The sequence below is a fragment of the Myxococcaceae bacterium JPH2 genome, from assembly GCA_016458225.1.
Lineage (GTDB): Bacteria > Myxococcota > Myxococcia > Myxococcales > Myxococcaceae > Citreicoccus.
The window spans coordinates 20284-42722 of sequence record JAEMGR010000015.1 but is presented as its reverse complement, the minus strand read 5'-3'; the positions used below and the strand labels follow the sequence as shown (position 1 = coordinate 42722).

The 22439-nt window shown below is 71.7% G+C and carries 19 protein-coding genes; 9 read left to right on the top strand and 10 right to left on the bottom strand.

The genetic code is table 11. From position 1 onward, the window contains the following. Window positions 1-9: 9 nt before the first annotated feature. From JGU66_22200 to JGU66_22190, 3 genes are read right to left on the bottom strand one after another with little or no spacing between them, the layout of a single operon-like run. On the bottom strand, window positions 10-1371 hold the full coding sequence (locus JGU66_22200) for a hypothetical protein (GenBank protein MBJ6763489.1): 1362 nt from the start codon (window positions 1369-1371) through the stop codon (window positions 10-12). Continuing rightward, a complete protein-coding gene (gene glpK, locus JGU66_22195; protein MBJ6763488.1) occupies window positions 1368-2855 on the bottom strand; it encodes a glycerol kinase GlpK in 1488 nt (495 codons plus the stop codon). The genes JGU66_22200 and glpK overlap by 4 nt, the downstream gene beginning before the upstream one ends. Window positions 2856-2908: 53 nt before the next feature. Next, window positions 2909-3895 carry an NAD-dependent epimerase/dehydratase family protein gene (locus JGU66_22190; GenBank protein ID MBJ6763487.1) on the bottom strand — a complete coding sequence of 329 codons (987 nt, stop codon included), beginning with the start codon at window positions 3893-3895 and terminating at the stop codon, window positions 2909-2911. Window positions 3896-4057: 162 nt separating this feature from the next. On the opposite strand from JGU66_22190, the gene JGU66_22185 reads away from it, so the two are divergent. Then, window positions 4058-4546 carry a sigma-70 family RNA polymerase sigma factor gene (locus JGU66_22185; protein MBJ6763486.1) on the top strand — a complete coding sequence of 163 codons (489 nt, stop codon included), beginning with the start codon at window positions 4058-4060 and terminating at the stop codon, window positions 4544-4546. Further along, window positions 4543-5313, top strand: coding sequence for a hypothetical protein (locus JGU66_22180; GenBank protein MBJ6763485.1), 771 nt, complete (start codon window positions 4543-4545; stop codon window positions 5311-5313). The genes JGU66_22185 and JGU66_22180 overlap by 4 nt, the downstream gene beginning before the upstream one ends. 21 nt (window positions 5314-5334) lie before the next feature. Here JGU66_22180 and JGU66_22175 read toward each other — a convergent pair whose 3' ends face one another. From JGU66_22175 to JGU66_22165, 3 genes are read right to left on the bottom strand one after another with little or no spacing between them, the layout of a single operon-like run. Next, window positions 5335-6534 carry a carotenoid 1,2-hydratase gene (locus JGU66_22175; GenBank protein ID MBJ6763484.1) on the bottom strand — a complete coding sequence of 400 codons (1200 nt, stop codon included), beginning with the start codon at window positions 6532-6534 and terminating at the stop codon, window positions 5335-5337. 3 nt (window positions 6535-6537) lie between these two features. Then, the gene (locus JGU66_22170; GenBank protein MBJ6763483.1) at window positions 6538-9075 is read right to left on the bottom strand and encodes an ABC transporter permease; all 2538 of its coding nucleotides are present in this window, start codon (window positions 9073-9075) and stop codon (window positions 6538-6540) included. Then, complete coding sequence (locus JGU66_22165; GenBank protein MBJ6763482.1) at window positions 9072-9794, bottom strand: ABC transporter ATP-binding protein; 723 nt, start codon at window positions 9792-9794, stop codon at window positions 9072-9074. The genes JGU66_22170 and JGU66_22165 overlap by 4 nt, the downstream gene beginning before the upstream one ends. A gap of 188 nt (window positions 9795-9982) precedes the next feature. On the opposite strand from JGU66_22165, the gene JGU66_22160 reads away from it, so the two are divergent. Then, on the top strand, window positions 9983-12082 hold the full coding sequence (locus JGU66_22160; protein MBJ6763481.1) for a response regulator: 2100 nt from the start codon (window positions 9983-9985) through the stop codon (window positions 12080-12082). Here the strand turns inward: JGU66_22160 and JGU66_22155 are convergent. After that, on the bottom strand, window positions 12036-12854 hold the full coding sequence (locus JGU66_22155) for an alpha/beta fold hydrolase (GenBank protein ID MBJ6763480.1): 819 nt from the start codon (window positions 12852-12854) through the stop codon (window positions 12036-12038). The two genes, JGU66_22160 and JGU66_22155, sit on opposite strands and share 47 nt — an antisense overlap. Before the next feature lie 69 nt (window positions 12855-12923). Here JGU66_22155 and JGU66_22150 point away from each other — a divergent pair, with 69 nt between their 5' ends. The 4 genes from JGU66_22150 to JGU66_22135 all read left to right on the top strand — a co-directional run bounded on the left by JGU66_22150 (window position 12924) and on the right by JGU66_22135 (window position 15459). Further along, window positions 12924-13214 (top strand): DUF3467 domain-containing protein, encoded by a 291-nt coding sequence (locus JGU66_22150; protein MBJ6763479.1) that lies wholly within the window; start codon window positions 12924-12926, stop codon window positions 13212-13214. A gap of 61 nt (window positions 13215-13275) precedes the next feature. Further along, the gene (locus JGU66_22145) at window positions 13276-14034 is read left to right on the top strand and encodes a hypothetical protein (protein MBJ6763478.1); all 759 of its coding nucleotides are present in this window, start codon (window positions 13276-13278) and stop codon (window positions 14032-14034) included. A gap of 37 nt (window positions 14035-14071) precedes the next feature. After that, window positions 14072-14965, top strand: a complete 894-nt coding sequence (gene hemF / locus JGU66_22140) for an oxygen-dependent coproporphyrinogen oxidase (GenBank protein MBJ6763477.1) — start codon at window positions 14072-14074, stop codon at window positions 14963-14965. After that, the gene (locus JGU66_22135) at window positions 14965-15459 is read left to right on the top strand and encodes a hypothetical protein (protein ID MBJ6763476.1); all 495 of its coding nucleotides are present in this window, start codon (window positions 14965-14967) and stop codon (window positions 15457-15459) included. Before hemF ends, JGU66_22135 begins: the two co-directional genes overlap by 1 nt. A 10-nt stretch (window positions 15460-15469) precedes the next feature. On the opposite strand, the gene JGU66_22130 is transcribed toward JGU66_22135, so the two are convergent. The 3 genes from JGU66_22130 to JGU66_22120 all read right to left on the bottom strand — a co-directional run bounded on the left by JGU66_22130 (window position 15470) and on the right by JGU66_22120 (window position 20172). Beyond that, on the bottom strand, window positions 15470-16030 hold the full coding sequence (locus tag JGU66_22130) for a hypothetical protein (protein MBJ6763475.1): 561 nt from the start codon (window positions 16028-16030) through the stop codon (window positions 15470-15472). Window positions 16031-16071: 41 nt separating this feature from the next. Further along, window positions 16072-18483, bottom strand: coding sequence for an ABC transporter permease (locus tag JGU66_22125; protein ID MBJ6763474.1), 2412 nt, complete (start codon window positions 18481-18483; stop codon window positions 16072-16074). A gap of 198 nt (window positions 18484-18681) precedes the next feature. Then, window positions 18682-20172, bottom strand: coding sequence for an alpha/beta hydrolase (locus tag JGU66_22120; GenBank protein ID MBJ6763473.1), 1491 nt, complete (start codon window positions 20170-20172; stop codon window positions 18682-18684). 64 nt (window positions 20173-20236) lie between these two features. On the opposite strand from JGU66_22120, the gene JGU66_22115 reads away from it, so the two are divergent. Beyond that, a complete protein-coding gene (locus JGU66_22115) occupies window positions 20237-21145 on the top strand; it encodes a LysR family transcriptional regulator (protein ID MBJ6763472.1) in 909 nt (302 codons plus the stop codon). 306 nt (window positions 21146-21451) lie between these two features. Then, the gene (locus JGU66_22110) at window positions 21452-22432 is read left to right on the top strand and encodes an Immediate early protein ICP0 (GenBank protein MBJ6763471.1); all 981 of its coding nucleotides are present in this window, start codon (window positions 21452-21454) and stop codon (window positions 22430-22432) included. Window positions 22433-22439: the final 7 nt, after the last annotated feature.

Here is a 22439-nt window from a genome sequence, read left to right as displayed (position 1 = left end):
GGGCGCTTTTTAGGGGAGCGTGTCCCGCGAGTACACCCACGTATCGCGTCTGCCGAGCGTGTCGAGGCCCCACACCCAGCGCGCATTGGCGTGCACGGACTCCGTGCGCAGGTCGGGGAGTGCCTCCAGCGAAAGTTCCGTGCGCGTTGCATCCCAACGGACCACCGCCGTCTGCGTGGGCCTGGAAGACGACGTGTCGTCGATGATGGGCGAGACGGGCCCGTTCTTCATGAGGGCCGGGTCTAACGAGAGCGCGAAGGGCAATGCGATGGAGGCCACCTCTACGAGCTGCCCCGCGCGAGCCTCCAACCGGCGCAGGGGGAAGGCCGAGCCGGACGAGTCCGGCACCGCATCGCGCAGCCACACCGCGCCCTCCTCGAAGCCCACCACCATCCCGCCGAAGCTCTGGCATGGACGCACCGAGCGGGACCAGTTGTCCCCGGTGCTCCGCTGGAACTCACACGCGAGCACGGTCTGCGTGCCCTGGTTCGGATTCCGCGACGGGCCCAATGCGAGGAGCTGGTCGTGGCCTGCGCGCAGCAGGAGCACTCCGGCTGGGGCCCCCGGGGGAGGGGTCTCGATGGGGTCCTGCCAGCGCGTGGTGGAGGTCTGCACCAGGCCCTGCGACTCCGTGAAGGTGATGCGGGAGAGGTTGGTGGAGACGAGCACCAGCAGTTCGTCCTCGCTCGCGAGCTGCATCGTGTCCGGTCCCAGCATCAGGGCCAGCGTGCCGGTGAGCTTCAGCTCCGTGCCCGTGTCCACGTAGCGCTTCACCTGGCGGTCATCCACCGTCCAGACCACGTCACCGGAGACGGACACGCGCAGGTCGTTGCCCAGCCGTTGATCCGTGCGGGTCCCCCGCAGCGCGAGCCCGTCGCAGAGCCAGGTGCCCTGGGTGGTTTGGGCGACGGTGTTGCACGCATCCGTCTCGCTGAGGCTCGCCACGGGATTGACCTGTGAGCGATCCGCCATCGCGAGCACGTCTTGTTGCAGCACTCCGCCCACGGGCGCGAACCGGATGATGACGTGGTAGTGCCCGGGCTTGGGCGGGACGAAGGAGACCTCCGCGTCAGGGCTGGGGATGATCAGCTTGGCCGTGGCGGGGACGGGTTGGTTGTCCGGCCCATACACCTGGATCTCCACGGACTCGGGGGACTGCGGAGCTCGGTCGGACCCGCAGTCGGCGGAGAGCGTTGCCTGGACGATGAAGGTGGTCTCGCGTCCCGTGCGGACCAGGGGCGAGTGCGCCGGCGGGCCGGGGGGCAACCCGAAGAAGCATGGGTCGGAGGGGTCGGGGCCCGTGCTGCATTCGCAGGCGGAGAGGGCCAGCAGCGTCAGCGCGGCGAGGCGCGCCCAGCCAAGGCGCTTCATGCGCGCTCCACCGCCTTGCGCCACTTGCTCAGATGCTGCTCACGCTGCGCGGCCTTCATCTTCGGCTTGAAGGTCTTGTCCGCCTTCCACGCGCGGCGGATGGCGTCCGGGCTGTCCCAGACCCCCGCGCCCAGTCCGCCGAGGAACGCCGCGCCCAGGCTCGTGGTCTCCAGGTTGCGCGGGCGCACCACCGGCGTGCCGAGCACGTCCGCCTGGTACTGCATGAGCAGGTTGTTGGCCGCCGCGCCGCCGTCCGCCTTCAGCACGGGGATGTCCCGGCCGCTGTCGCGCCGCATGGCGTCCGCCAGGTCATGAATCTGGAGCGCCACGCCTTCCAACGTCGCGCGCGCCAGATGCGCCACCGTGGTGGAGCGGTCGATGCCGGCGAAGAGCCCTCGCGCCTCGGGCCGCCAGTGCGGCGCGCCCAGACCCGCCAGCGCGGGGACGAACACCACGTCCCCCGTGTCCTTCACGCTGGCCGCGAGCGCCTCCACGTCCGGGGCCTTCTTGATGACGCGCAGGCCATCGCGCAGCCACTGCACGGCGGCGCCCGCGATGAACGAGCTGCCCTCCAGCGCGTAGTGCGTGGTGTTGCCCAGCTTCCACGCCACGGTGGTGATGAGGCCCGCGGTGGAGCGCACCGGCTGCGTGCCCGTGTTCATCAACAGGAAGGCGCCGGTGCCGTACGTGCACTTGGACTCGCCGGGCTCGAAGCAGGCTTGTCCGAAGAGGGCCGCCTGCTGGTCGCCCGCCATGCCCGCCACCGGCACGCCGTCCGGCAGGCTCCGCATGCCGCGCGTGGTGCCATACACCTCGGCCGAGGCGCGGATGCTCGGCAAGCACGCGGCGGGCACCCCGAGCAGCGAGCGCAGTTCGTCATCCCAGGTGAGCGAGCGCAGGTCCATCAACAGCGTGCGGCTGGCGTTGGACACGTCCGTCACGTGGGCCTTGCCGCCGGTGAGCTTGTAGACGAGCCACGTGTCGATGGTGCCGAAGGCCACGTCGCCCTTCTCGGCGCGGGCGCGCGCGCCCTTGATGTGCTCGAACATCCACGTGAGCTTCGTTCCGGAGAAGTACGGGTCCAGCACCAGCCCCGTCACCTCGCGCACGCGCGGCTCCACGCCCTTGGCCTTGAGCGCCTGGCAGATGTCGGCGGTGCGGCGGTCCTGCCAGACGATGGCGCGGCCCAGGGGCTTGCCGCTGTCGCGCATCCACAGGCCCGTCGTCTCGCGCTGGTTGGTGATGCCCACCGCGGCGATGTCCCGTCCCGTCAGGCCCGCGTCCTTCAGCGCCTTCGCGATGCACCACTCGCTCGTCGCCCAGATTTCATCCAGGTCGTGCTCCACCCAAGAGGGCTTGGGGAAGTGCTGGGTGAATTCCTTGTATGAGCGACCCACGACGCGCAACTGCTTGTCGAGGATGGAGACATGCGTTCCGGTGGTGCCCTGGTCCAGGGCCAGGACGTGGTGCTTTGCCTTCGCCATGCGGTGAACCTACTCCAAGCCACCGCCGGGCGGGACTCCCGGTGTGAGGACGTTCAGCGCGCGGGCACGAGCCCTTCCTGGCGCAGGAAGGCGACGGTGCGGGCCACGCCTTCGGTGAGCGACGTGGGCTGGAAGCCCAGCTCGCGGCGGGCCTTGCTGGCGTCCACGTGCGCATCCCAGAGCAGGAACGAGAGCTGTCCTGGCGCGATGAGCGGCGTGAAGCCGAAGCCTCGCGCGAGCGGCGCCGAGATGCCCGCGAGCGCATGCAAGAGGAACGCGGGCGCGGTGGGCGGAGGACGGCGTCCGGTGCCCGCGGCCTGGAGGATGGCCTCGGCGAACGCCGCGGGGCTCACGTGCGTGTCGGCCACGAGGTAGCGCTCGCCGTTCACGCCCCGCTCCGCCGCGGCGAGGTGCACGTCGGTGACGCCGTCCACGTAGACCACGGACACGCCGCCCGGAGGCAGCACCGGCGCCTGTCGGTTGAGGACCTGGAGGAACAGCGAGTTGATGGCGACGTGGACCGGGCTGGGGCCGTAGACCGCGGCCGGGTTGACGTAGACGACGTCGAGTCCGCGCTGGCGAATCACCTCGGCCTCGCGCTCCGCGGCCTGCTTGGAGCGCTCGTAGGCGGTGGGCTTGGGCGCGGTGTCGAGGTTCGTCTCCACGACGACGCCACCGCGCGGGGCGGCGAACACGTCCATGGTGGACGTGTAGACGACGCGACGCACGCCAGCGTCGAGCGCGGCTTGGAGCACGTGGACCGTGCCCTGTCGGTTGACCTGGTCGAAGAGGCGCTCGTCGCGCAGCCACTGCTCGGGCATGCCCGCCGCGTGGAAGACACACTCCACGCCCCGCAGGGCCGAGGGCAGCGAGGTGGGCTCGGTGATGTCACCGCGCACCAGCTCCACGTCGCCAGGCAGCAGCCGCGCGGCCTTCACCGGGTCCCTCACGAGCGCGCGCACCCGGTCTCCTCGCGCGGCGAGCCGGTGGGCGATGGCGTTTCCAATGAGGCCGGTGGCCCCGGTGACGAGCACGTCCATGGCGGTGTGGTCCTCCCCGAGGGCCGGGTTGTAGCACCGGGAGGGCCTCCGCGCGGTTGCCCGCGTCCGAAGCCGCGTAGTAACACGCGCGCTTCTTTCGAGCGGCGGGAGCGCCTCGCGGCAGTGCCGCTGGGGAGCCCGGCGTTCTCCTCCCCCGTGGGTATGACCGCAGACCGAGTCGCCCAGCTCTATCGCCTCTACGGCCCGTCCATCTACGCCCGGTGCCAACGGGTGCTGGGGGATGGCGCCGCGGCCGAGGACGCCACGCAGGAGACCTTCATGCGCGTGCTGCGTCAGCTGGAGAAGGCGCCTGATACGCGCACCGGCCTGCGGTACATCTACCGGGTCGCCACGCATTACTGTCTCAACCAGCTCCGCGACGCGCGGCTCCGCCCCGAGCCCCTCGCCGAGCTGCCCGACCTGCCCACCGGCATCAACGTGGAGCGCGCGCTGCTGGAGCGCGACTTCGCGGTGAGGTTGATGGCGCGGCTGCCCGAGAAGCTGCGCGCCATTGTCTGGCTTCACTACGTGGACGGTCTCGACCAGGGCGAGGTGGCGCGTACGCTCGATGTCTCGCGGCGTACCGTGGTCAACCGGTTGGCGGACTTCCACGAGCGCGTCGAGCGCTTCTCGCGAAAGGACCTCACATGAGCCACCTGTCGCAGCTCGACCTGGATGCACATGTCTTGCGGGCGCTGACGCCCGAGCTCGCCGCGCACGCCGAGGCGCACCTCGCCGCGTGTGCCGAGTGCGCCGCCGCGCTCGCCTCGCTTCAGGCCGCGCACCAGCGCTTCGACACGGAGGTGCTGCGTCGCACCTTGCCGGCGGTGCGCGAGCGCGGAGAGGCGCGCGTCGTCCGGAGCTGGAGGTGGTTGTTGGCGCCCGCGGCGCTTGTCGCCGTCGCCTCCGTGGCCGCGCTCGTGTTCCGCGGCCCGTTGGAGGGCGAGCCTTCGGATGCGTATGGCATCAAGGGCGGCGCGGTGTTGCGTGTGTACGCGAAGCGGGGCGCGCAGGTGGACGCGGTGAAGGACGGGGTGCGGCTGTCCGCGGGAGACGCGCTGCGCTTCAGCCTCGTGTCGTCCGGTGGGTTGCCCTACGTGCTCCTCGTCTCCCTGGATGGCGCGGGCGCGGTGAGCGTCTACTACCCCGCGCAGGGCGAGCTGAGCGCGGAGCTGCCCCATCGGGGCCACATGGCGGATCCGGTGGAGCTGCCCGGCGCCATCGTGCTCGACGCGGCCCAGGGGCCGGAGCGCATCTGGGCGTTGTTCTCCCGCGCGCCCCTGGCGCTCTCGGATGTGGAGCCCGCGCTGCGAGCGCTGCATGCCCGTGGACCGGAGGCCGTGCGCGCCTCGCGGCAGGTGGCCATCCCCGGCGTGGAGGCGCAGGACTCGTTCCTGCTGGAGAAGTCCTCGCCGTGAGGCAGGGGCTCGCTCCGTGGATCATCGCGACGCGGTGTCACCAGGCACGCGCGCGTCCGCGTAGCCGGTGAGTTCCACGTAGCCGTGCCCCTTCACGGGCTGGCCCTCGCGCGTCCCCTCCAGCGACACGGCGCCCTCCCAGTAGCGGAAGCTCAACACCAGCTCCTGGTCGGCCACCTTTGGCGTCACCGTCATGTCGAGGCGGAGCTTGGGCACCTGCACGCGCCAACGCGACGGATACGTGGCGCCGCGTGGACTGCGCCACGTGTCCAGCACGTCGAGCTTCACGTCCTCGCGCGTGAGCCGCATCGGCTCGCCCGTGGGCGGTATCCACAAGCCCGAGCTGAATGGATCCGCCGTGCCGTCCTCGCGCCGGAGCTGGTACTCCATCAGCTCGCTCCCGTCGGAGAACTGGAGCGAGAACCAGTCCCAGCCCACCTGCCCGGTACCGAGCGCGCTGGTGCTCCACTCGCGATCCATCCAACTGTCGCCCGTCACGGTGAACGACTCGCTCCCCACCGTCACGGTGCCCCGCGAGGGCATGCGCGGAAACGAGTAGTAGTACGAGGCGTTGCCTTTCTCGGGACCCTTCTGGCTGAGTCCCCGGTCTCCTTGCGCCACCGCGGCCTTGCCCGGCTCCAAGGTCAGCGCCAGGGACACGCCGTCCGCTTGGGCGCGCAGGTGCATGGGCCACGGCTCCGCGTCGCTCGCGCCACGGACCTCCCAGTCCTGAAGCCAGACATGGAACGGGCTCGCGGTGGCGCCGGCCAGCCCCACGGCCTCTCGGCTGAAACGCTCGGCGGCGTGGAAGCGGCCCGCGCTCACGTCCGTCAGCGTGAAGTGCCCCATGAACACCTGCCGCGAGCCCCAGGCGGAGTCTCGTGCGGGGGCCTGGGCCGCGAGCGCGCTGCGGAAGAGGGTGAACTGATAGCCGAACGCGCGCCCGTCGGCGGTCTCCAGATTTCCGGTCCAGTACCACCACTCGGCGCGGTACTCGGGGTGGGGACCGTGGTCCTCGGGAAAGTGGAAGGGCCGGGGTTCGAGCGCCCGCGCGAAGTCGTCCGCGCCCCCATCCGTTCCACCCAGGACACCCGCCACGGTGAGCGCGCGCGGGCGCGCTGTCTCCGCGACATCCGGCTCGCGCGTGACGAGGACCACCGCCACCGCGAGCCCCGCCAGCACCACCGCCGTCCCGATGACGAGTCCGCGTCCCTGGCTCACCCGTTACTCCTCTCGCAGCGCCAGCGCGGGTCGCGCCCGCGCCATCTTCCAGGCCGGGTACAGGCCCGCCAGCGCCGCCGCCACCAGCGCGAGCAGCACCGCTTGCCACAGCACACCTGGAGAAACCGTGAGCCGCAGCGTCCACCCGAAGGAGCGCTGATTGATGACGTGCACCAGCACGTACGCCAGCGCGCCTCCCAGCGGCACGGAGAACAGTCCCGCCAACAAGCCCATCAGCCCCGTTTGCAACGACACCATGCCCCAGAGCTGCCCAGGCGTGAGCCCCATGGCGCGCAGCACCGCGTACTCGCGCGCGCGCTCCAGTTGCAGCGCCATGAGCGCGCTCAGCACGCCGACGAAGGCGACGGCGATGGCGAGCAGCCGCAGCACCTGGGTGATGGTGAAGGTCCGGTCGAACACCTCCATGGAGGTCTGCCGCAGCACCCGATTGGCGCGCACCTGGAGCGCCTGGGTGCCCGCCGCGCGCTCGCGAACGCGTGACACCAGCGCGTCCACGTCCTGGCCCGGCTGCGCGTAGAGCGCGACGCCGCTGACGCCTCGGTCATCGAACCACCGCGTATAGGTGGCGCGGGGCATCAGCAGCGTCCCCACGTCCGAGCCATAGTCGAAGTACACCCCCACCACGTGGAAGGCATGCGGCCCTCGGTCCGTGGCCAACGTCACCGTGTCACCCAGGTGCACGTCGCGGTGGAAGCCGAAGGGCTCGGAGACGAGCAGGGCGTCGGGAGATGCATCCAGCTCGCGCCACACCCGCTCCGCGTCTCCTTCCTTGAGGCGATAGGGCCGATGCCCCTTGGCGAAGTCGATGGCCATCAGGTCCGTGGGCACGCCTTGGGCGCGCACCTGCGTCACGCGGATGCTGCTGCTCGTCTCGACGCCGGGCGTCGCGCGCACCTGCTCGGCCAATCCAGGCAACAGCGTGGCGTCCCCGCGTCGGGCGACCAGTGACGGCGGCGAGATGAACACATCGGCTTGCAGCGAGGCCTCCAGCCACGACTCCACCGTGCCTCGGAAGCTGGACACCATCAGGCCCACGCCCACCGTGGTGGCCACCGCCACCATCAGCGCCGCGAGCGCCACCGCGGTGCGCGACAGGCTCGCCGTCACCCCGCGCGCCGCCATGCGCCCCAGCGGACCGAAGAGGGCCCCGAGCGGCCGCGCCGCGCCCGCTGTCAGCTTCTCCGTCACCCAGGGCACTTCCAACGACGCGCCGAGCAACACCGCGAACAGGCCGGCATAGGCCGGAGTCAGCGCCTGCGTGGGCCACGCGAGCAGCCCCACGCCCACGGCCAGCACGCCCAGCCCCAGCAGCGCGAGCCCCGGCGCGCGTCGGCGTGAGGTGTCCTCCAACGTGGAGCGCCGCATCGTCGTCACGGGCGTCGAGCGCGCCGCTTCCCACGCGGGCACCAGCGCCGCCGCCAGGGTGGCGCCCAGGCCCAAGGCCAGCCCCTTCCCCAGCGTGAAGGGCGTGAGCGCCAGCCGACGCGCGTCGACCACGAAGTACAGGTCGTTGATGGTCTGCGTGACGAGCCCCAGCAGCCCTCGCGCCATCAGCACGCCCATCAACATGCCGGCCGTGGTGCCCACCAGCGCGAGCACGGAGGCCTCACCCAGCACCATCGCGAACAGCTCGCCGCGCGTGAGGCCCATGGCGCGCAGCCGTCCGAGCTGTCCGCGCCGCTGCACCACCGAGAACGTCATCGTGTTGTAGATGAGGAACATCCCCACCACGAGCGCCAGCAGGGACAGCGCGGTGAGGTTGGTGCGGAACGCGCGTGTCATCTGCTCCACCGTGCCCGCGCGCGCCGAGGGCCGTGTCAGCTCCACGCCTGGAGGCAGCGTGGCCGTCAGGCGCTGGGCCTCGGCCTCGCCGTCCGTCAGCCGCAGGTCGATGCGCGTCAGCCGGCCCACCTGACCGAGCAGCTCCTGCGCGGAGGACACATCCATCAGCACGAGCGACTCCAGCGCCCGCGCCGCGCGCTCGTCTCGCGGCGTCAGCAGCGCCACCACGTGCAGGTCTCGGCGCGTGCCCGCCACCGTCACCGGCAGCGTGTCGCCCGCGCTCAGGCCGAGCGCCCGCGCGGCGCGCTCGCCCAGCAGCACCGCGCCGGGTCGGGTCAGGAGCGCGGTCACGTTGCCCACCGCGCCGCCGCTGGCGAAGTCTCGGAAGGGAGCCTCCGCGAAAGGGTCCACGCCCAACACGGTGAGCGCGCGGCGGTCACCCAGGTCCGCCTGCACGGTGCCCTCGACGACGGGCGCGGCGAGTGGCGCATCCGCGCGCAGGCGCAGCGCGGTGTACACGCTCTCGGGGAGCCCGGACGTGCCTCCCACGAGCTGGTGCGTGGCTCGCCCCGCCACCAGGTCCGTCGAGCGCTCGAAGGCGCTCAGCGCGCTGCCGCTCGCCAGGTCGATGGACACCACCACGGCCACGCCCAGCGCGATGCCCAAGAGCGACAGCGCCGTGAGCCACGGATGCTTGGCCAGGTGGCGCAGGCTCGCGCGCCGCAGCAGGGCCTTCATGGCTGCTCCCGCCGCGCGCCGCCCGGTCGCTCGACCAGACGTCCCGCCTCCATCGTCAGCACCCGGTCCGCGCGCGCCACCAGCCCGGGCTCATGCGTCACGACGAGCGCGCAGGCTTGCCCCTCGCGCGTCAGTCCTTCCAGCAGGTCGAGCACGCGCTTGCCGGTGGTCTCGTCGAGGTTGCCGGTGGGCTCGTCCGCCAAGAGCAGCGGCGGCGCGTGCGCCAGGGCTCGGGCCACGGCCACGCGCTGTTGCTCACCGCCGGACAGTCGATCGGGAAAGCTGTCCGCGCGGCCCGCCAGCCCCACGTGCTCCAGCAGCGTCTTGGCCCGCTCGTGGGCGGACGCGCCGGTGCGTCCGGTGAGCTCCAGCGGCAGGCGCACGTTCTCCTCAACCGTCAGCGTCGGCAGCAGGTTGAAGGCCTGGAAGATGAAGCCCATGCGCTCGCGGCGGAGCAGCGTGCGCTCGCGCTCGCTCATCCGTCCCAGGTCGCGGCCCTCCACGCGCACCTCGCCGCGCGTGGGCAGGTCGATTCCGCTGATGAGGTTGAGCAGCGTCGACTTGCCCGAGCCGCTGCGACCGAGCAGCACCACGAACTCACCACGTCTCAGGTGGAGCGACGCGCCCGCGAGGACCTCTCTTACGGAGTCACCCTCCTCATAGGACTTGGTGACGTCACGCAGCTCGACGAGGGGTGCGGGCTCGGAAGGAGAGGTCATACCGGGCTCACGACATAGCCGATGCACCGCCCGTCGTCGCCTGAGGACGGTGCCCGTTTCCGGACGCGAGTTGGAGGAAAGAGCCCATCCGCCGACAGTCAGTTGCCTTCCAGGGGTGCTTTTTGTGCAGGCACGGTGCACTCCGCGTTTAATGGCGGAGGGGAAGGCCTCCGCACCGGGAGGGACGCGTGGACGATGCCCAGGGCGGGCGGCGGCAGTCGCCAGTCGATGAGCGCGAACGCATCCAGGAGCTGCTCGCGCAGCTGCCTGCCTTCTTCGCGTTGCATCGAGGCCCCACGCACCTCATCGAATTTCTCAGCGACACGCGGCTGGCGTTCCTCTCGCGAGGCGCCGCGCCCGGCGTGACGCTGCGCGAGGCCTGCCCGCAACTGGAGGGGCAGGGTTGGTACGAGGCCTGGGACCGCGTCTTCGCCACGGGCCAACCGCTGCACCTGCGTGAGGCCTCCGCGCGCCTGTGCCCCGAGGATGAAGAGCTGTTCTTCAACCTGTCGCTCCTGCCGCGCCGCGATTCCCACGGACAGGTGGAGGGCGTGCTGGCCTTCGCGGTGGACGTGACGGAGTTGGTCCACACGCGCCGCGCCGCGTGGGCCACCGCATCGTGGCGCACCGAGCGACTCCAAGCGATGACGGCCGCCCTCTCCGAGTCCCTCACGCCGGGGCAGGTGGCGGAGGTGGCCGCGCGCGATGGGGCCCTGGCGCTGGGCGCTGTCGCGGGCCTGGTGGTGGTGCCCGTCGCGGGCGATGCGTTCGAGCTGGCCGCCTCCCATGGCTATCCCGCCGGAAGCCTGGAGGGATGGCGGCGCATCTCCGCCCACGACAAGCTGCCCATGACGGACGCGGCGCGCACCGGAGACCTGGTGGTGCTGGGCTCTCAGGAGGAGATGGTCGCGCGCTATCCGCTGGTGGCCGCGGTCGCGCAGCAGGGCGCCGCGGGCGCGTGGGCCGCCATTCCGCTGCTGAGTGGGGGACGCTCGTTCGGCGTGTTGGGCTTGGGCTTCTCGGATGCGCGCGTCTTCGATGCGTCCGAGCGCGCCTTCCTCATGACGGTGGGCCGTCAGTGTGCCCAGGCATTGGACCGAGCGCGCCTCTACGACGAGGAGCGCGCCGCCCGAGCCGCCGCCGAGGCCGCCAGCCGCGCCAAGGACGAGTTCCTCGCCATGGTGTCCCACGAGCTGCGCACGCCGCTGACCTCCATCCTCGGCTGGGCGCAGATGATGCGGCAGGGGAGGCTGACGGACGAGAAGCTGCCGCGCGCATTGGAGGCCATCGAGCGAAACGCGCGAGCGCAGCGCCAGCTCATCGAGGACCTGCTGGACATCAGCCGCATCGCCAGCGGGCGGCTGCGCCTGGAGATGGGGCCGCTGGAGATGGCGCACGTGGTGGAGGCCGCGCTGGACGCGGTGCGCCCGGCCGCCGCCGCGCGAGAGCTGGAGCTGGTATCGCTGGTGGACGTGGACGGCGTGCCCATGTGGGGCGACCCGGATCGTCTCCAGCAGGTGGTGTGGAACCTGCTCGCCAACGCCATCAAGTTCACGCCCGCGGGTGGGCGCGTGGAGGTGTCCGCCCGCCGCCGCGAGAGTGGCGTTGAAGTGGTGGTGCGCGACAACGGCGAGGGCATTCCGCCGGACTTCATGCCCTTCCTCTTCGAGCGCTTCCGCCAGGCGGACACGGGCGTCAGTCGTCGCCACGGTGGACTGGGCCTGGGGCTGTCCATCGTGCGTCACCTGGTGGAGCTGCACGGCGGCACCGTGACGGTGTCGAGCGAGGGCCAGGGGCAGGGCACTGCCTTCAGCGTGTGGCTGCCGCAGGCGCGCACGGGCATCAGTCGCGGTGCGCAGGGGGTGGCGGACCTGGTGCTGCCGCCGTTCCCGGAGCTGGAAGGGCTGCGCGTGCTGGTGGTGGACGATGAGTCGGACGCGCGCGAACTCATGGCTGCGTTGCTCACCCGGGTGGGCGCGCAGGTGCAGCTCGCCTCCAGCGTGCACGAAGCCCTGGAGCACGTGCGGCGCTCGCCCCCCACGGTGCTGGTGACGGACGTGGGATTGCCCGGAGATGACGGCTACGCGCTGCTGTATCGCCTGCGCGAGCTGCCCTGGGATTCGGGCGGAGGCGTGCCCGCGCTGGCCATCACCGCGTTGGCGCGGCGCGAGGACCGCGACCGTGCGCTGCGCGCGGGCTTCAGCGCGTTCGTGGCCAAGCCGCTGGACGCGGTGGAGTTGCTCACGGCGGTGGCGCGTCTGGCGCCGCCTCTTCCTTCCAAGGGCTGAGCCCCGCGTCTCGCCACGCATCCAGGAACGTGCCCACCTCGTCGGACAGGCGTGGGCCGCTGGTGTCGCGCGGGATGATGTGGAACCCCTCGCGGAAGGAGATGAACCGCACCTCGGGCGCGCCCGTCAGTCGCCGCGCCAACCAGCGCCCACCCTCCGGATCCACCACGTGGTCCTGCTCGGCCACGGCCACCAGCACGGGACAGCGCACGCGCGTGGCATCGGGCCCCACACTGTCTTGCAGCGCGCAGACATCGCGCAGGCGCGCCACGGGGAAGGCGGGCAGGTGAGGCGCTGCCTCGCGCGCCACGGGGTCGCAGATGTCCGAGCCAGACTTGTCCGCCCACGGCTTCGCCCAGGCGAGCAGCGGCGTTCGCGCCAACTGCCGGATGACCGCCATGCGCGGGCCTCGGAAGCGCACCGCGGGCGCCACCAGGGCCAGGGCCGCCACGACCCCCGGGTGTCGTGCCGCGAGCCCCAGCGCCAGCAACGCGCCCACGGACAGCCCGCCCACGAAGATGCGCCGGTGTCCGTGCAGCGAGGCCAGCGCTGAATCCGCCGCGTCGCGCCAGTCCCGGTGCGTCACCTCCAGCAGCGCCTCGGGCGTGGTGCCGTGACCGGGGAGCCGAGGCGCCACCACGCGCAGGCCCCGCGTCGCCAGGGACTCGCCCAGGGGCCGCAGGTCCCACGGGCTGCCGGTGAAACCGTGCAACAACAGGCACGCGTCCGGGCCTCGCCCGAGGTCGAAGGGGGCCGTCTTGACGGGGTCCATGGCTCGGGCGGGCGCGCTCACCCCATGACACTGGCCATGGCCTCGCGCAGGCGCTATGCCGCCTGACACATGGCGGACACTTCGAAGCCCCCGGACATGCCGTTGCAGATACAAATCGATGAGGATGTGGCCAACGGCCAGTACTGCAACATGGCGCTGGTGAACCACACCGACACCGAGTTCGTGCTGGACTTCATCTTCGTCCAGCCGCAGCAGGCCAAGGCGCGCGTGCGCTCGCGCATCGTCACCAATCCCAAGCACATGAAGCGCCTGCTCTTGGCCATGCAGGACAACCTCCAGCGCTACGAGGCGCGCTTCGGCGCCATCGTGCTGGGCGAGGACGATGGTCCGGTGCATTGACGCGGTGCCCCCGCGCGGGCCCTTTGCCTGGAGCCGGGGTGCGGCGCAGACTGCGTCCACCGTGCTTCGCGCTCTCCTTGTCCTCCTCGCGCTCGTGTGCGCGCCGGCCGCCTCGGCCCAGTGTCTGGGTGACGGCGTGCAGCTGTTCCCCACGCCGGGCGCCGTCGTCCCCACCAACACGCGCTTCCTCTTGGAAGGCGTGGGCACCGCGCGCTCGCCGGTGTCGGCGCTGCCAGGGCGCACCGTGCGGTTGTCGGCGCCAGGGCACTCGGTGGAGCTGAAGGTGACGCGCGGCTGGGAGAGCAGCCTGGGCCGCGTCACCGTCGTCCTCCAGTCCTCCGAGCCGCTTCAGCCCGGCAAGCGCTACGAGATGCACCTGGACAGCGTGTTGCCCAATGTCACGCTGCTCAACGGCCGAGGCTCGGGCCTTCCGGGGTGGCTCACGGGCAAGGGGCCGGACAAGAGTCCGCCGTACTGGCAGAAGAAGCCCGCGGTGTCGGAGGGCTTCTTCCGCCGCTCCGCCCAGGGCATCTCCCGCTTCGTGAAGCTCAACCTCGCCCTGCGCGAGGAGAGCCCCGCCTACCTCGTGGTGAAGCTGACGCCGCGCCGCGCGGGCATCGCGCCGCAGACCTACGTGCTGCCCGTGGTGCACGGCAACGCCGCGTTCCTCGGCCACGAGTCCTGCGGTGGCGCCTTCGCGCTGGAAGATGGGCGCAGCTACCGAGCGCGAGTAGATGCCTTTGACGCCGCGGGCAATCCAGCGCCTGGGACGGCCTCCGTGGACTTTGAAGCCCCTTCCGCTCAGACCGCCCAGCAGTAGCATCCACGCCCGTCACGACTGGCATGGGGAGACGTGCATGACGGTGGACGTGGAGAGCCTGAAGACGCGCATGTCGGCCTTCATCCACGCGCTGCAGGACGACATCTGCGGCGCGCTGGAGCGGCTGGATGGACCGGGTCGCTTCCGCGAGGACGCTTGGACTCGCCCGGGTGGTGGTGGCGGACGCAGCCGCGTGCTGGAGGGCGGCGCCGTGATTGAGAAGGGCGGCGTCAACATCTCCGTGGTGCACGGCGAGCTGGAAGAGGCCTTCGCCAAGCGGCTCCAGGGTGAGGGGCGCACCTTCTGGGCCGGCGGTCTCTCGCTGGTGCTGCACCCGCGCAACCCGCATGTGCCCACGGTGCACGCCAACTACCGCTTCATCCACCAGGGCGGCAAGGCGTGGTTCGGCGGCGGCGCGGACCTGACGCCCTACTACCTCCAGGACGAGGACGCGGCGCACTTCCACCGCGTGCACAAGGCCGCGTGCGACGCGCACGACGCCACCTACTACCCGCGCTTCAAGCAGGCCTGCGACGCGTACTTCCACGTGCGCCACCGAGGCGAGGCGCGCGGCGTGGGCGGCATCTTCTTCGAGAACATGGGCGGCGACCTGGAGAAGGAGTTCGCCTTCGTCCAGGAGTGCGGCAAGGCCTTCCTGCCCGCGTACCTGACCATCGCCGAGCGCCGCAAGGACACGCCCTTCACGGAGGCGCAGCGCTACTGGCAGGAGATCCGCCGCGGGCGCTACGTGGAGTTCAACCTCGTCTACGACCGAGGCACCATCTTCGGCCTGGAGACGCAGGGGCGCACCGAGTCCATCCTCATGTCGCTGCCGCCGCAGGTGCGCTGGCTCTACGACTACCACCCGGAGCCCGGCACCCCCGAGGCCCGGCTGGTGGAGGTTCTTCGTCAGCCGCGGGAGTGGGCCTGATGGAGCCCGTCGCGGCGCCCCCTCCCTCCACGCGGAGCCGGCGCCTCCTCGTCGTCTTCGGATTGGCGGGGCTCGTCCTGGTGGCCGCGGTGGCGGGCTTCCTCGCGAGCCACGCGTCCTCCGTCTCGCCCGAGCAGCTCGCGAACGAGGCGCGCGTGCAGGTGCTGGCCTTGTGCGACGGGGTGCAGGCGTTCCGCGACGAGCACGGCAACTACGTGACGGCGGGTCCCCTGCCTCGCCCGGTGCCCCAGCACGGCGAGGCGGTGGCCTTCCCGAGCGACGACGAGGCCTTCCGGCGCATCGGCTTCAACCCCGGGCCGAGCGTGCACTTCCAATACGAAGTGACGGTGCAGGAGAGCCCGGTGGGGGAGCCCGAGGTCTCCTGCGTCGCGCGCATCGACACGAACGGAGACGGGCACAACGCCGTGTACCGCGTGCGGTTGGATGCCAACGGGATGACCAGCCCCGTCGAGGTTCAACACGAGGGCGAGTAGGCCCTCGCGCTCAACTGGCGATGGAGCCTCGGGCCGTGCGCAGCAGACGCACGAGCCCACTCCGGGCCCGAGCCCGCTCCTCGCGATTCTCGTCGTCCAGGTCGCGCGCCATCAGCCACGACGACACCATGGCCTGGGACGCGGCCTGGGCGCGGCGCCAGGGGTCGGTCTCCTCGTCCATTTCGCCTGTCTTCACCGCGGCCCACACCTCGCAGAGCTGCGCGGCCGCGTCCGCGAACGCGGCCACCGCGGGCTTCTTGTCGAGGATGTTCCGGTTGACGAGGTCCCCCAGGGCGCCCGCGCTGATGTGCCCCTGGCGAGGGCCGCCGCCTCGGGCCTGGGCGAAGAGGTCGGGAACCTCGCTGGCGCCGGGGACCTCCATCGCGCACAGGCGCAGCCACTCCAGGCAGACCTCGAAGGCATCGTCCTCGGGGAAGCGCGCCGCGAGCCACCCCAGCAAGGGGAAGAGGGGCTCGGCCCGCTGCCACGCGTCCTCGGCGGACTCGAACGTGATGCCGTTGTGGCGGAAGAGGGCGAGCAGGGCTTCGTCGACGGAGTCGTTCGGTGCCATGTGCCCCGTCTATCATCTGGAAGGGCGGGGCGCGCCACGCCTCAGGTGTCGCGGCGAAGCGCTTCGAGTGGGGACACCCGGGTCGCGGCGCGGGCGGGCCACCAGCTCGCGGCGAGTGCGACGACGAGCAGCAGCGCGGGGGCGCCCACGAAGATGAGCGGGTCGTGCGGGGCGACGCCGTAGAGCACGGCGCTCAGCGCGCGAGACAGGACGCCCGCGGCCACGAGCCCCACTCCGAGCCCGATGCTCGCGAGCCCCAATCCCTGGCGCACCACACCGCGCAGCAGGTGCGCCGGGGTCGCGCCGAGAGCGCCGCGAATGCCCAGCTCGCGCGTGCGCTGCGAGACCCAGAACGCGAGCAACCCATACAGCCCCACGGCGGCCAGCACGATGCCCAGCACCGCGAAGGCGCCCAGGAGCCCGCTCAGCACGCGCATGCGCGCATCGCTGTCCGCCACGACGTCGTCCAGGGTCCGCACCTTGAGCAGTCGCAGCTCCGGGCTCGTGGCGCGCACCTCTTGCTGCATCCGCGCGAGCAGCTCCGGCGCGGGCAGCGAGGACTTCACCGCGAGCTGGAGGCTCTTTCGCATGTCCTGTCCCAGCGGCAGGTAGACGTCTCCGGAGCGCTCCTCCGTGCGCGCCCCCATGGGCACGTCGCCCACCACGCCAATCACCTCGCGAGCCACGGGCGGACCGCCGTCGCTGTCCGTGTCGAGCAAGAGCCTCGCGCCCACGGGCTCCTGCCCCGCGAAGTGCCGCTGCGCGAAGGACTCGGAGACGAGGACGACGGGCGGTTGATCCGCGGTGTCCGTCGCGCTCATCCAGCGCCCTCGCTTCAGGGGCAGCCCCAGGGCCTGGAAGTAGCCCGCATTGGCCACGAGCAGCCCCACGCGGGGCCGCGCGCCCTCGGGCGCCGGCGTGCCTTGGACGCGGACACCGGTGGTCTCGCGCCACACCTCGCCGGAGAACGGCAGCGCGCTGGTGATGCCCACGGCGCTCACTCCGGGCACGGCCTCCAGCCGAGACGTCAGCTCCTGGGCGAGCACCGGGGCGCGTGACGCATCGGGGAGCCTCTCCAGCGGGAAGAACACCTCCGCGACGGTGACCTGCCGAGGCTCGAAGCCGAGCGGAACGTCCTGGAGCTTCCAGAGGCTGCGCAGCATGAGCCCCGCGCCCACCAGCGGCACCATGGCCAGCGAGAGCTGCGTGACGACGAGCACCGAGCGCATCCAACCCACGGATGAACCGCCCGAGGCCCCCAGGTTCCGAGGACCGAGCACCGTCCCGCCCCGCGACGCATGGAGCGCGGGAAGGATGCCCACGAGCATCGCGGTCATCAGGGACGTCACGGTGGTGATGCCCAGGACGAGGGGCTCCTTGTCGGGGCCGGTGACGAACTGCGGCGGGATGAAGGCCTGGAGCAGTCCGCGCCCCCAGAGCGCGATGAGCCACCCGAGCGCGCCGCCGAACAGGGCCTGGAGCCCGTTCTCCACGAACACCTGCCGGACGAGCTGCGCGCGGGTCGCTCCCAATGCCACGCGGACCGCCAGCTCGCGCAGCCGCGTGCTGCCTCGGGCCAGGAGGAGGTTCGTGAGGTTGGCGCAGCCGAGCAGGAGCAGCAGCAGGGCCACGCCGCTGGCGATGTGGAGCTGCGTGCGGGACTGCTCGACCCAGAGCGCGTGAAGGGGCTCCACGCTGATGCCCGTCATCGTCACCCCTGCGACGTGCGGGGTGTCCATCGCGAGGGACTGGAGCTCCGCCTGGGCCTGCTTCAGCGAGACACCTGGGCGCAGACGTCCCACGACGCGCAACACGCTCTCTTGCTCGCGCAGGAGGTCCAGGGCCAGGGGCTTCCAGACCTCCACGTCGGGCTCGAAGCGGAAGTCCTCGGGCAGCACGCCCACGATGGTGTGCGCCACGTCGTCGAGCAGCAGGTGTCGTCCGAGCACCGCGGGGTCGCCGCCGTACAGCCGTTGCCACACCGCATGCGTGAGGACGAGCTCCCGGTCACGTCCTGGCACCTCCAGGTCCGAGCCCCAGAGCCGGCCCAGCGGCGGCTGGACGCCGAGCATGGGCAAGAGCCCCGCGGAGGCCCTCCCCACCGTCAATCGCGCATCGACCCCGGCGCCGCCGAGGACGCGCTTCTCCGCGCGCAGACCCTCGATGCCCGAGACACTCCGGGCTCGCTCGCGCCAGGCGCTCCACACGGGCGAGGTGACGCGCGTGCGGTCCTTGTGAGGACCCGCGCCCGCGCCCGGGGTCGTCGTCTGGAAGAGGCGGACGAGCTGGTCCGCGTCCGGGTAGGGCAGCGGCTGCCAGAGCACCGGATACACCACGCTGAAGACCGCGGACGTCGCGCCGATGGTGAGCGCGAGCGTGAGCACGACGACAGCGGTGAAGGCCCGCTCCCGAACCATCGAGCGGAGCGCGCGGCGGACTTCCATCCAGAGCATGGGTCTCGGTCAGCGTGGCAGGGGACGCGCCACGCGAAGCAACGAGAGTGCCAGGGGAAGCGGCCCCCGCGATAGACACAGCGGGCACTTCAGGGACCCGGTGCGCGACCGGAAATGGGAACCCGTCATCCCATTTCTGGGCGCTCGCGCCGTCGGCGGTCGCAGACGGAGTCATGCCCTCGCGAGGGCGGGTGGGGCTCAGGGGCTCGGAGGGGGCGGCTTCGCGCTCTGGCCGAAGTCGGCGCCTCGGAGCTGGAGGGCGCAGTCCACGGGCGGCGCGTGGGTCGGGTCGCGGAGGAAGGCGAGGGTGATGCTCCGGCCGCAGAGGTTGAAGCCCGCGCCGTGGCTCAGTCCGCGCATCTCCACGAAGTACGCATGGGGCATGTTCTCCAGGAGCTGGCGTCCCCAGTCCGGCGGCGTGTCGGGGTCGAACTCACCCGCGTAGATGAGCGTGGGGATGTCACTGCGGACGAGCTCCTTCATTCGGGCGGGCGCGGGGGAGACATTCCAGACGCGGCACACCTCGGTCGGCACGGTGCGCCCGTCGATTCCACCCAAGCCCATCGCGGGCGAGAGCTGCGCGGTGGCGCGGGCCACGTTCGCGAACGGATTCTCCTCCGCGCACGTCACGGACAGGCGCAGGCCCCACGTGAAGCTGGACGGGCCCTGCGTGTCCTTCACCAGCGCGGCCAGCTCCTCGGGATGGCCCGAGGCGGCGCGGGAGATGATGCGCGGGAGGCGGGGAATCGTGTCGCGCTGGTGCAATCCGGTGGCGAGTGCATCGGCCACCTGCGCGCCACGAATCTCCAAGGGGCGTCCTCCCGAAACGGACAGGTCCAGCCCGAGCGCCAGCGGTCGCGTGTCCGCGCTGGAAATCAATCGTGCGAACTGCGCGCGGAGCTGCGGATACGCGGCGCCGCACTCCGGATCCGCCGCGCAGCCATCGAACACGAGGTTCAGCGAGCGCATCAGGTTGGTGGCCGGGTACTCATCGAACACGACGTTGGGCGCGAACACCGAGTCCATGATGGCGCTCTGGATTCCCTCCGGGTGGCGGCGCATCAGCTCCAGCATCGGCCGGGCTCCGTACGACAGGCCCATGAGGCTCCACTTCTCGATGCCCAGCGCCCGCCGCAGGTCCTCGAGGTCGTCGGCGATGGCCTCCGTCGTGTATCCGTCGAGGTCCACGCCCGCGCCGGTGAGGGTCGCGCGGCAGCGCCCCGCCGCGCCCACCAGCGCATCGACGAGCTTCTTGCCGCGCAGCCGGCCCGCGGACGCCTCGGCGGTGAGCGCGTTGATCTCCGGGCACTCCAAGTTGGGCTGCGCGTGCTTGCCGCCTCGCGGCTCCAGGAGGATGAAGTCGTGCTCCTCGACGATGGGGTTGGTCTTGCCCGAGCGCTGGCGATCCACCGCGCTGACGCCCGGTCCTCCCGGGAGGAACACGAACGGAATGCCCGGCTTCTCGGCGCGGCTGCGCAAGCGCATCACGGGGAGCTGGATCATCCGGGACGCGGGCTTGCCTCGGTTCTCCGGAACGCTCAGCACGCCGCACTCGATGGGCTCGTCCTTCGCGACCTCCTCACCGCAGGCGGTGCGCTCGTAGCGGGAGGCCCGGGGCTCCGAGGCGGGAGGCGGAGTCGCGGTGGACAGGGACAGCATCAACAGCGCGGACGTGGCGGCCTGAATCATGGCGCCGTTAGAGCAAGAGCGCGCATGGGGGTCCAATATCGGCTTTGATGCCTGTGATAACGAAATGCTCTCACCGACCCTCGACTCCCGCCGCCTCGCGTACTTCATCGCTGTCGCGGAACTGCTCCACTTCCGCAAGGCCGCCGAGCGCCTCCGGCTGGCTCAGCCCGCGCTCAGTCAGCACATCCGTCGCTTGGAGGAGGAGCTCGGCTGTCAGCTGTTGAAGCGAGACCGCCGACGCGTGGAGCTCACGCCCGCGGGGGCCGCGTTGCTCGACACCGGTCGTCGCGCGCTCGCGCAGCTCTCCCACGCCGCCGATGCCGCGCAGCGCACCGCCGCCAATCAAGTGGCGCTGCTGCGCGTGGGCTTCCTCAGCCCCGCCGCCTTCGCGCTCGTGCCGGAGGTCCTGCGTCTGCTGCGTCAGGCACACCCGGATGTCCACCTGGTGCTCCGCGAGGCGGACAGCGTGACGCTGCTGGAGGAGGTGCGGCTCGGGCAGCTCGACGTGGCCTTCGTGCGCGGCCCCATTCCAGCGCCGGGCATCCGCGTGGACACGCTGTACGAAGAGCCGCTCGTGGTGGTGTTGCCCTCCAGCCACCGCCTCGCGCGCCGAGCCCGCGTGCCGCTCGCGGAGCTGGCGGACGCGCCGTTCATCGGCTTTCCGCGCGAGCCTGTCCCGCCATTGCATGACGCGATGATGGCCATGTGCGCCACCGCGGGCTTCGCGCCGACCTTCGTCACCGAGGCGAGCGAGTGGTACACCATCGTCAGCCTCGTGGTGGCCGGCATCGGAGTGGCCATCCTCCCCGAATCCGTCCGCACCTTCAGTCGCAAGGGCGTCGTCTACCGCCCGCTCCAGGGAGAGCAGCGGCATGTGGCGCTGACCATCGCGCGCCCCCTCGCGCCGCCGGGTCCGGCCCTGCGCGCCTGTCTTCAGATTGTCTCGCGGCTCACCGGCGTCCGGCTCTCGTAGCGAGGGGTGGTTGGAACTTCGCGCAACGGGCGCCGCAGGCTCGGCGAGAATGGGGACATGGGACACGTCGGTGAGGTGAAGGGGCCGCGAGGTCGGCCGGGCGAGCCTCGGCAGGGCTCCGGCGCGGACGGTCCTTCCGATGGGCGTGTGTCCACCGGTGAACAGGGCAGGTCCGAGGACGGCGGCGCTTTCCGCGGGCCCCAGTCGGGCGGACCGGGGCGCTCGCCACGCGGGCAGGGTGGCCGTACCCTCGGGGGCGACGGACCCCAGGACGGCCGCACCCGTCCCGCCACCGAGGCAGCTCCCATGTCTTCCCGCATCTCCGAGGGCGCTCGCGGCGTCCGTGTCTCGCAGCCGGGGGAGTCACCCGCCACGCCGCGTCCCCGAGGAGGAGGCGCACCGACGGGGGAGCCGCAGCCCGTTCCCGATGGCTTCCTCCTGTCGAAGTCCGGCACGCCCGCCTCCCGCCCGGCGCTGGGCGCCACCGCGCGCGAGCCCGTCCTGGACGTGCGCGAGCTGCTCCCGCCCGGGCTGGAGGGACTGGAGGGGCAGGAGTCGTTGGCGAGCCGCTTCGCCTCGGACTCCGCGCTGCTGGCGCCTCGGCTGAGCCCCGCGTCGCTGCCGCCCTCGGAGCGGGTGGCGCGCCTGTGGTCCTTCTTCGCCGCCTACGCCGAGGCCGCCGCCGCGCACCCACCCCAAGACGAGGCGCGCGCCGCGTTTCGCGAGGCGCTGGACGACCAGGGCTTCGCCACCTTCCACGACGCGGACACCGGGCAGGATGGCGTGACAGCGGCGCTGTGGGTGCTCGACGCGGACAGCCCCGAGGAGGCTCGCCAGCGCGCGGAGACCGTCCGGTTGGAGCCGCCCCCCGAGGTGCTGCGCTCGGAGGCGGCCTTCGTGCCTCAGAAGGACGCGCCCCCCACCGAGGAGCTCGCCCGGGAGCGCCCCGCCGCCGAGCAGCGAGGCCCCGAGCGGTTCGAGACGCCCGGCCTCACCGCGGGCCAGCTCGCCGCGGCGAACCTCGCGCGGGGACTGGGCGCATCCGTTCCGTTGGAGCGCCGCGACCGCTTCGATGCCTCACCGTCGCCCGCTGACCCGAGTGAGCGACGAGGCAGCGCTCGCAAGCTCGGTGGCCCCATGCTGTGGAACGTGTTGCACCGCTTCCGCGCCGGCCCGGAGGAGGACGGGGCGGTGGCGAAGGCGCAGTGGGAGCGCATGGCCTTCGGGGCCATGCTGGCGCTCGTGGGCATCGCCCTGGTGGCGGTCGCCCTCATCAGCAGCCTCTAGGGTCCCC

Excerpts from the sequence above, each read along its gene's own strand:
- hemF (MBJ6763477.1), top strand. The coding sequence starts at position 14,072 with ATGACGGTGGACGTGGAGAGCCTGAAGACGCGCATGTCGGCCTTCATC.
- JGU66_22150 (MBJ6763479.1), top strand. The coding sequence starts at position 12,924 with ATGGCGGACACTTCGAAGCCCCCGGACATGCCGTTGCAGATACAAATC.
- JGU66_22120 (MBJ6763473.1), bottom strand. The coding sequence starts at position 20,172 with ATGATTCAGGCCGCCACGTCCGCGCTGTTGATGCTGTCCCTGTCCACC.
- JGU66_22180 (MBJ6763485.1), top strand. The coding sequence starts at position 4,543 with ATGAGCCACCTGTCGCAGCTCGACCTGGATGCACATGTCTTGCGGGCG.
- JGU66_22185 (MBJ6763486.1), top strand. The coding sequence starts at position 4,058 with ATGACCGCAGACCGAGTCGCCCAGCTCTATCGCCTCTACGGCCCGTCC.
- JGU66_22200 (MBJ6763489.1), bottom strand. The coding sequence starts at position 1,371 with ATGAAGCGCCTTGGCTGGGCGCGCCTCGCCGCGCTGACGCTGCTGGCC.
- JGU66_22170 (MBJ6763483.1), bottom strand. The coding sequence starts at position 9,075 with ATGAAGGCCCTGCTGCGGCGCGCGAGCCTGCGCCACCTGGCCAAGCAT.
- JGU66_22130 (MBJ6763475.1), bottom strand. The coding sequence starts at position 16,030 with ATGGCACCGAACGACTCCGTCGACGAAGCCCTGCTCGCCCTCTTCCGC.
- JGU66_22125 (MBJ6763474.1), bottom strand. The coding sequence starts at position 18,483 with ATGCTCTGGATGGAAGTCCGCCGCGCGCTCCGCTCGATGGTTCGGGAG.
- JGU66_22110 (MBJ6763471.1), top strand. The coding sequence starts at position 21,452 with ATGTCTTCCCGCATCTCCGAGGGCGCTCGCGGCGTCCGTGTCTCGCAG.
- JGU66_22165 (MBJ6763482.1), bottom strand. The coding sequence starts at position 9,794 with ATGACCTCTCCTTCCGAGCCCGCACCCCTCGTCGAGCTGCGTGACGTC.
- JGU66_22135 (MBJ6763476.1), top strand. The coding sequence starts at position 14,965 with ATGGAGCCCGTCGCGGCGCCCCCTCCCTCCACGCGGAGCCGGCGCCTC.
- JGU66_22155 (MBJ6763480.1), bottom strand. The coding sequence starts at position 12,854 with ATGGACCCCGTCAAGACGGCCCCCTTCGACCTCGGGCGAGGCCCGGAC.
- JGU66_22115 (MBJ6763472.1), top strand. The coding sequence starts at position 20,237 with ATGCTCTCACCGACCCTCGACTCCCGCCGCCTCGCGTACTTCATCGCT.
- glpK (MBJ6763488.1), bottom strand. The coding sequence starts at position 2,855 with ATGGCGAAGGCAAAGCACCACGTCCTGGCCCTGGACCAGGGCACCACC.
- JGU66_22190 (MBJ6763487.1), bottom strand. The coding sequence starts at position 3,895 with ATGGACGTGCTCGTCACCGGGGCCACCGGCCTCATTGGAAACGCCATC.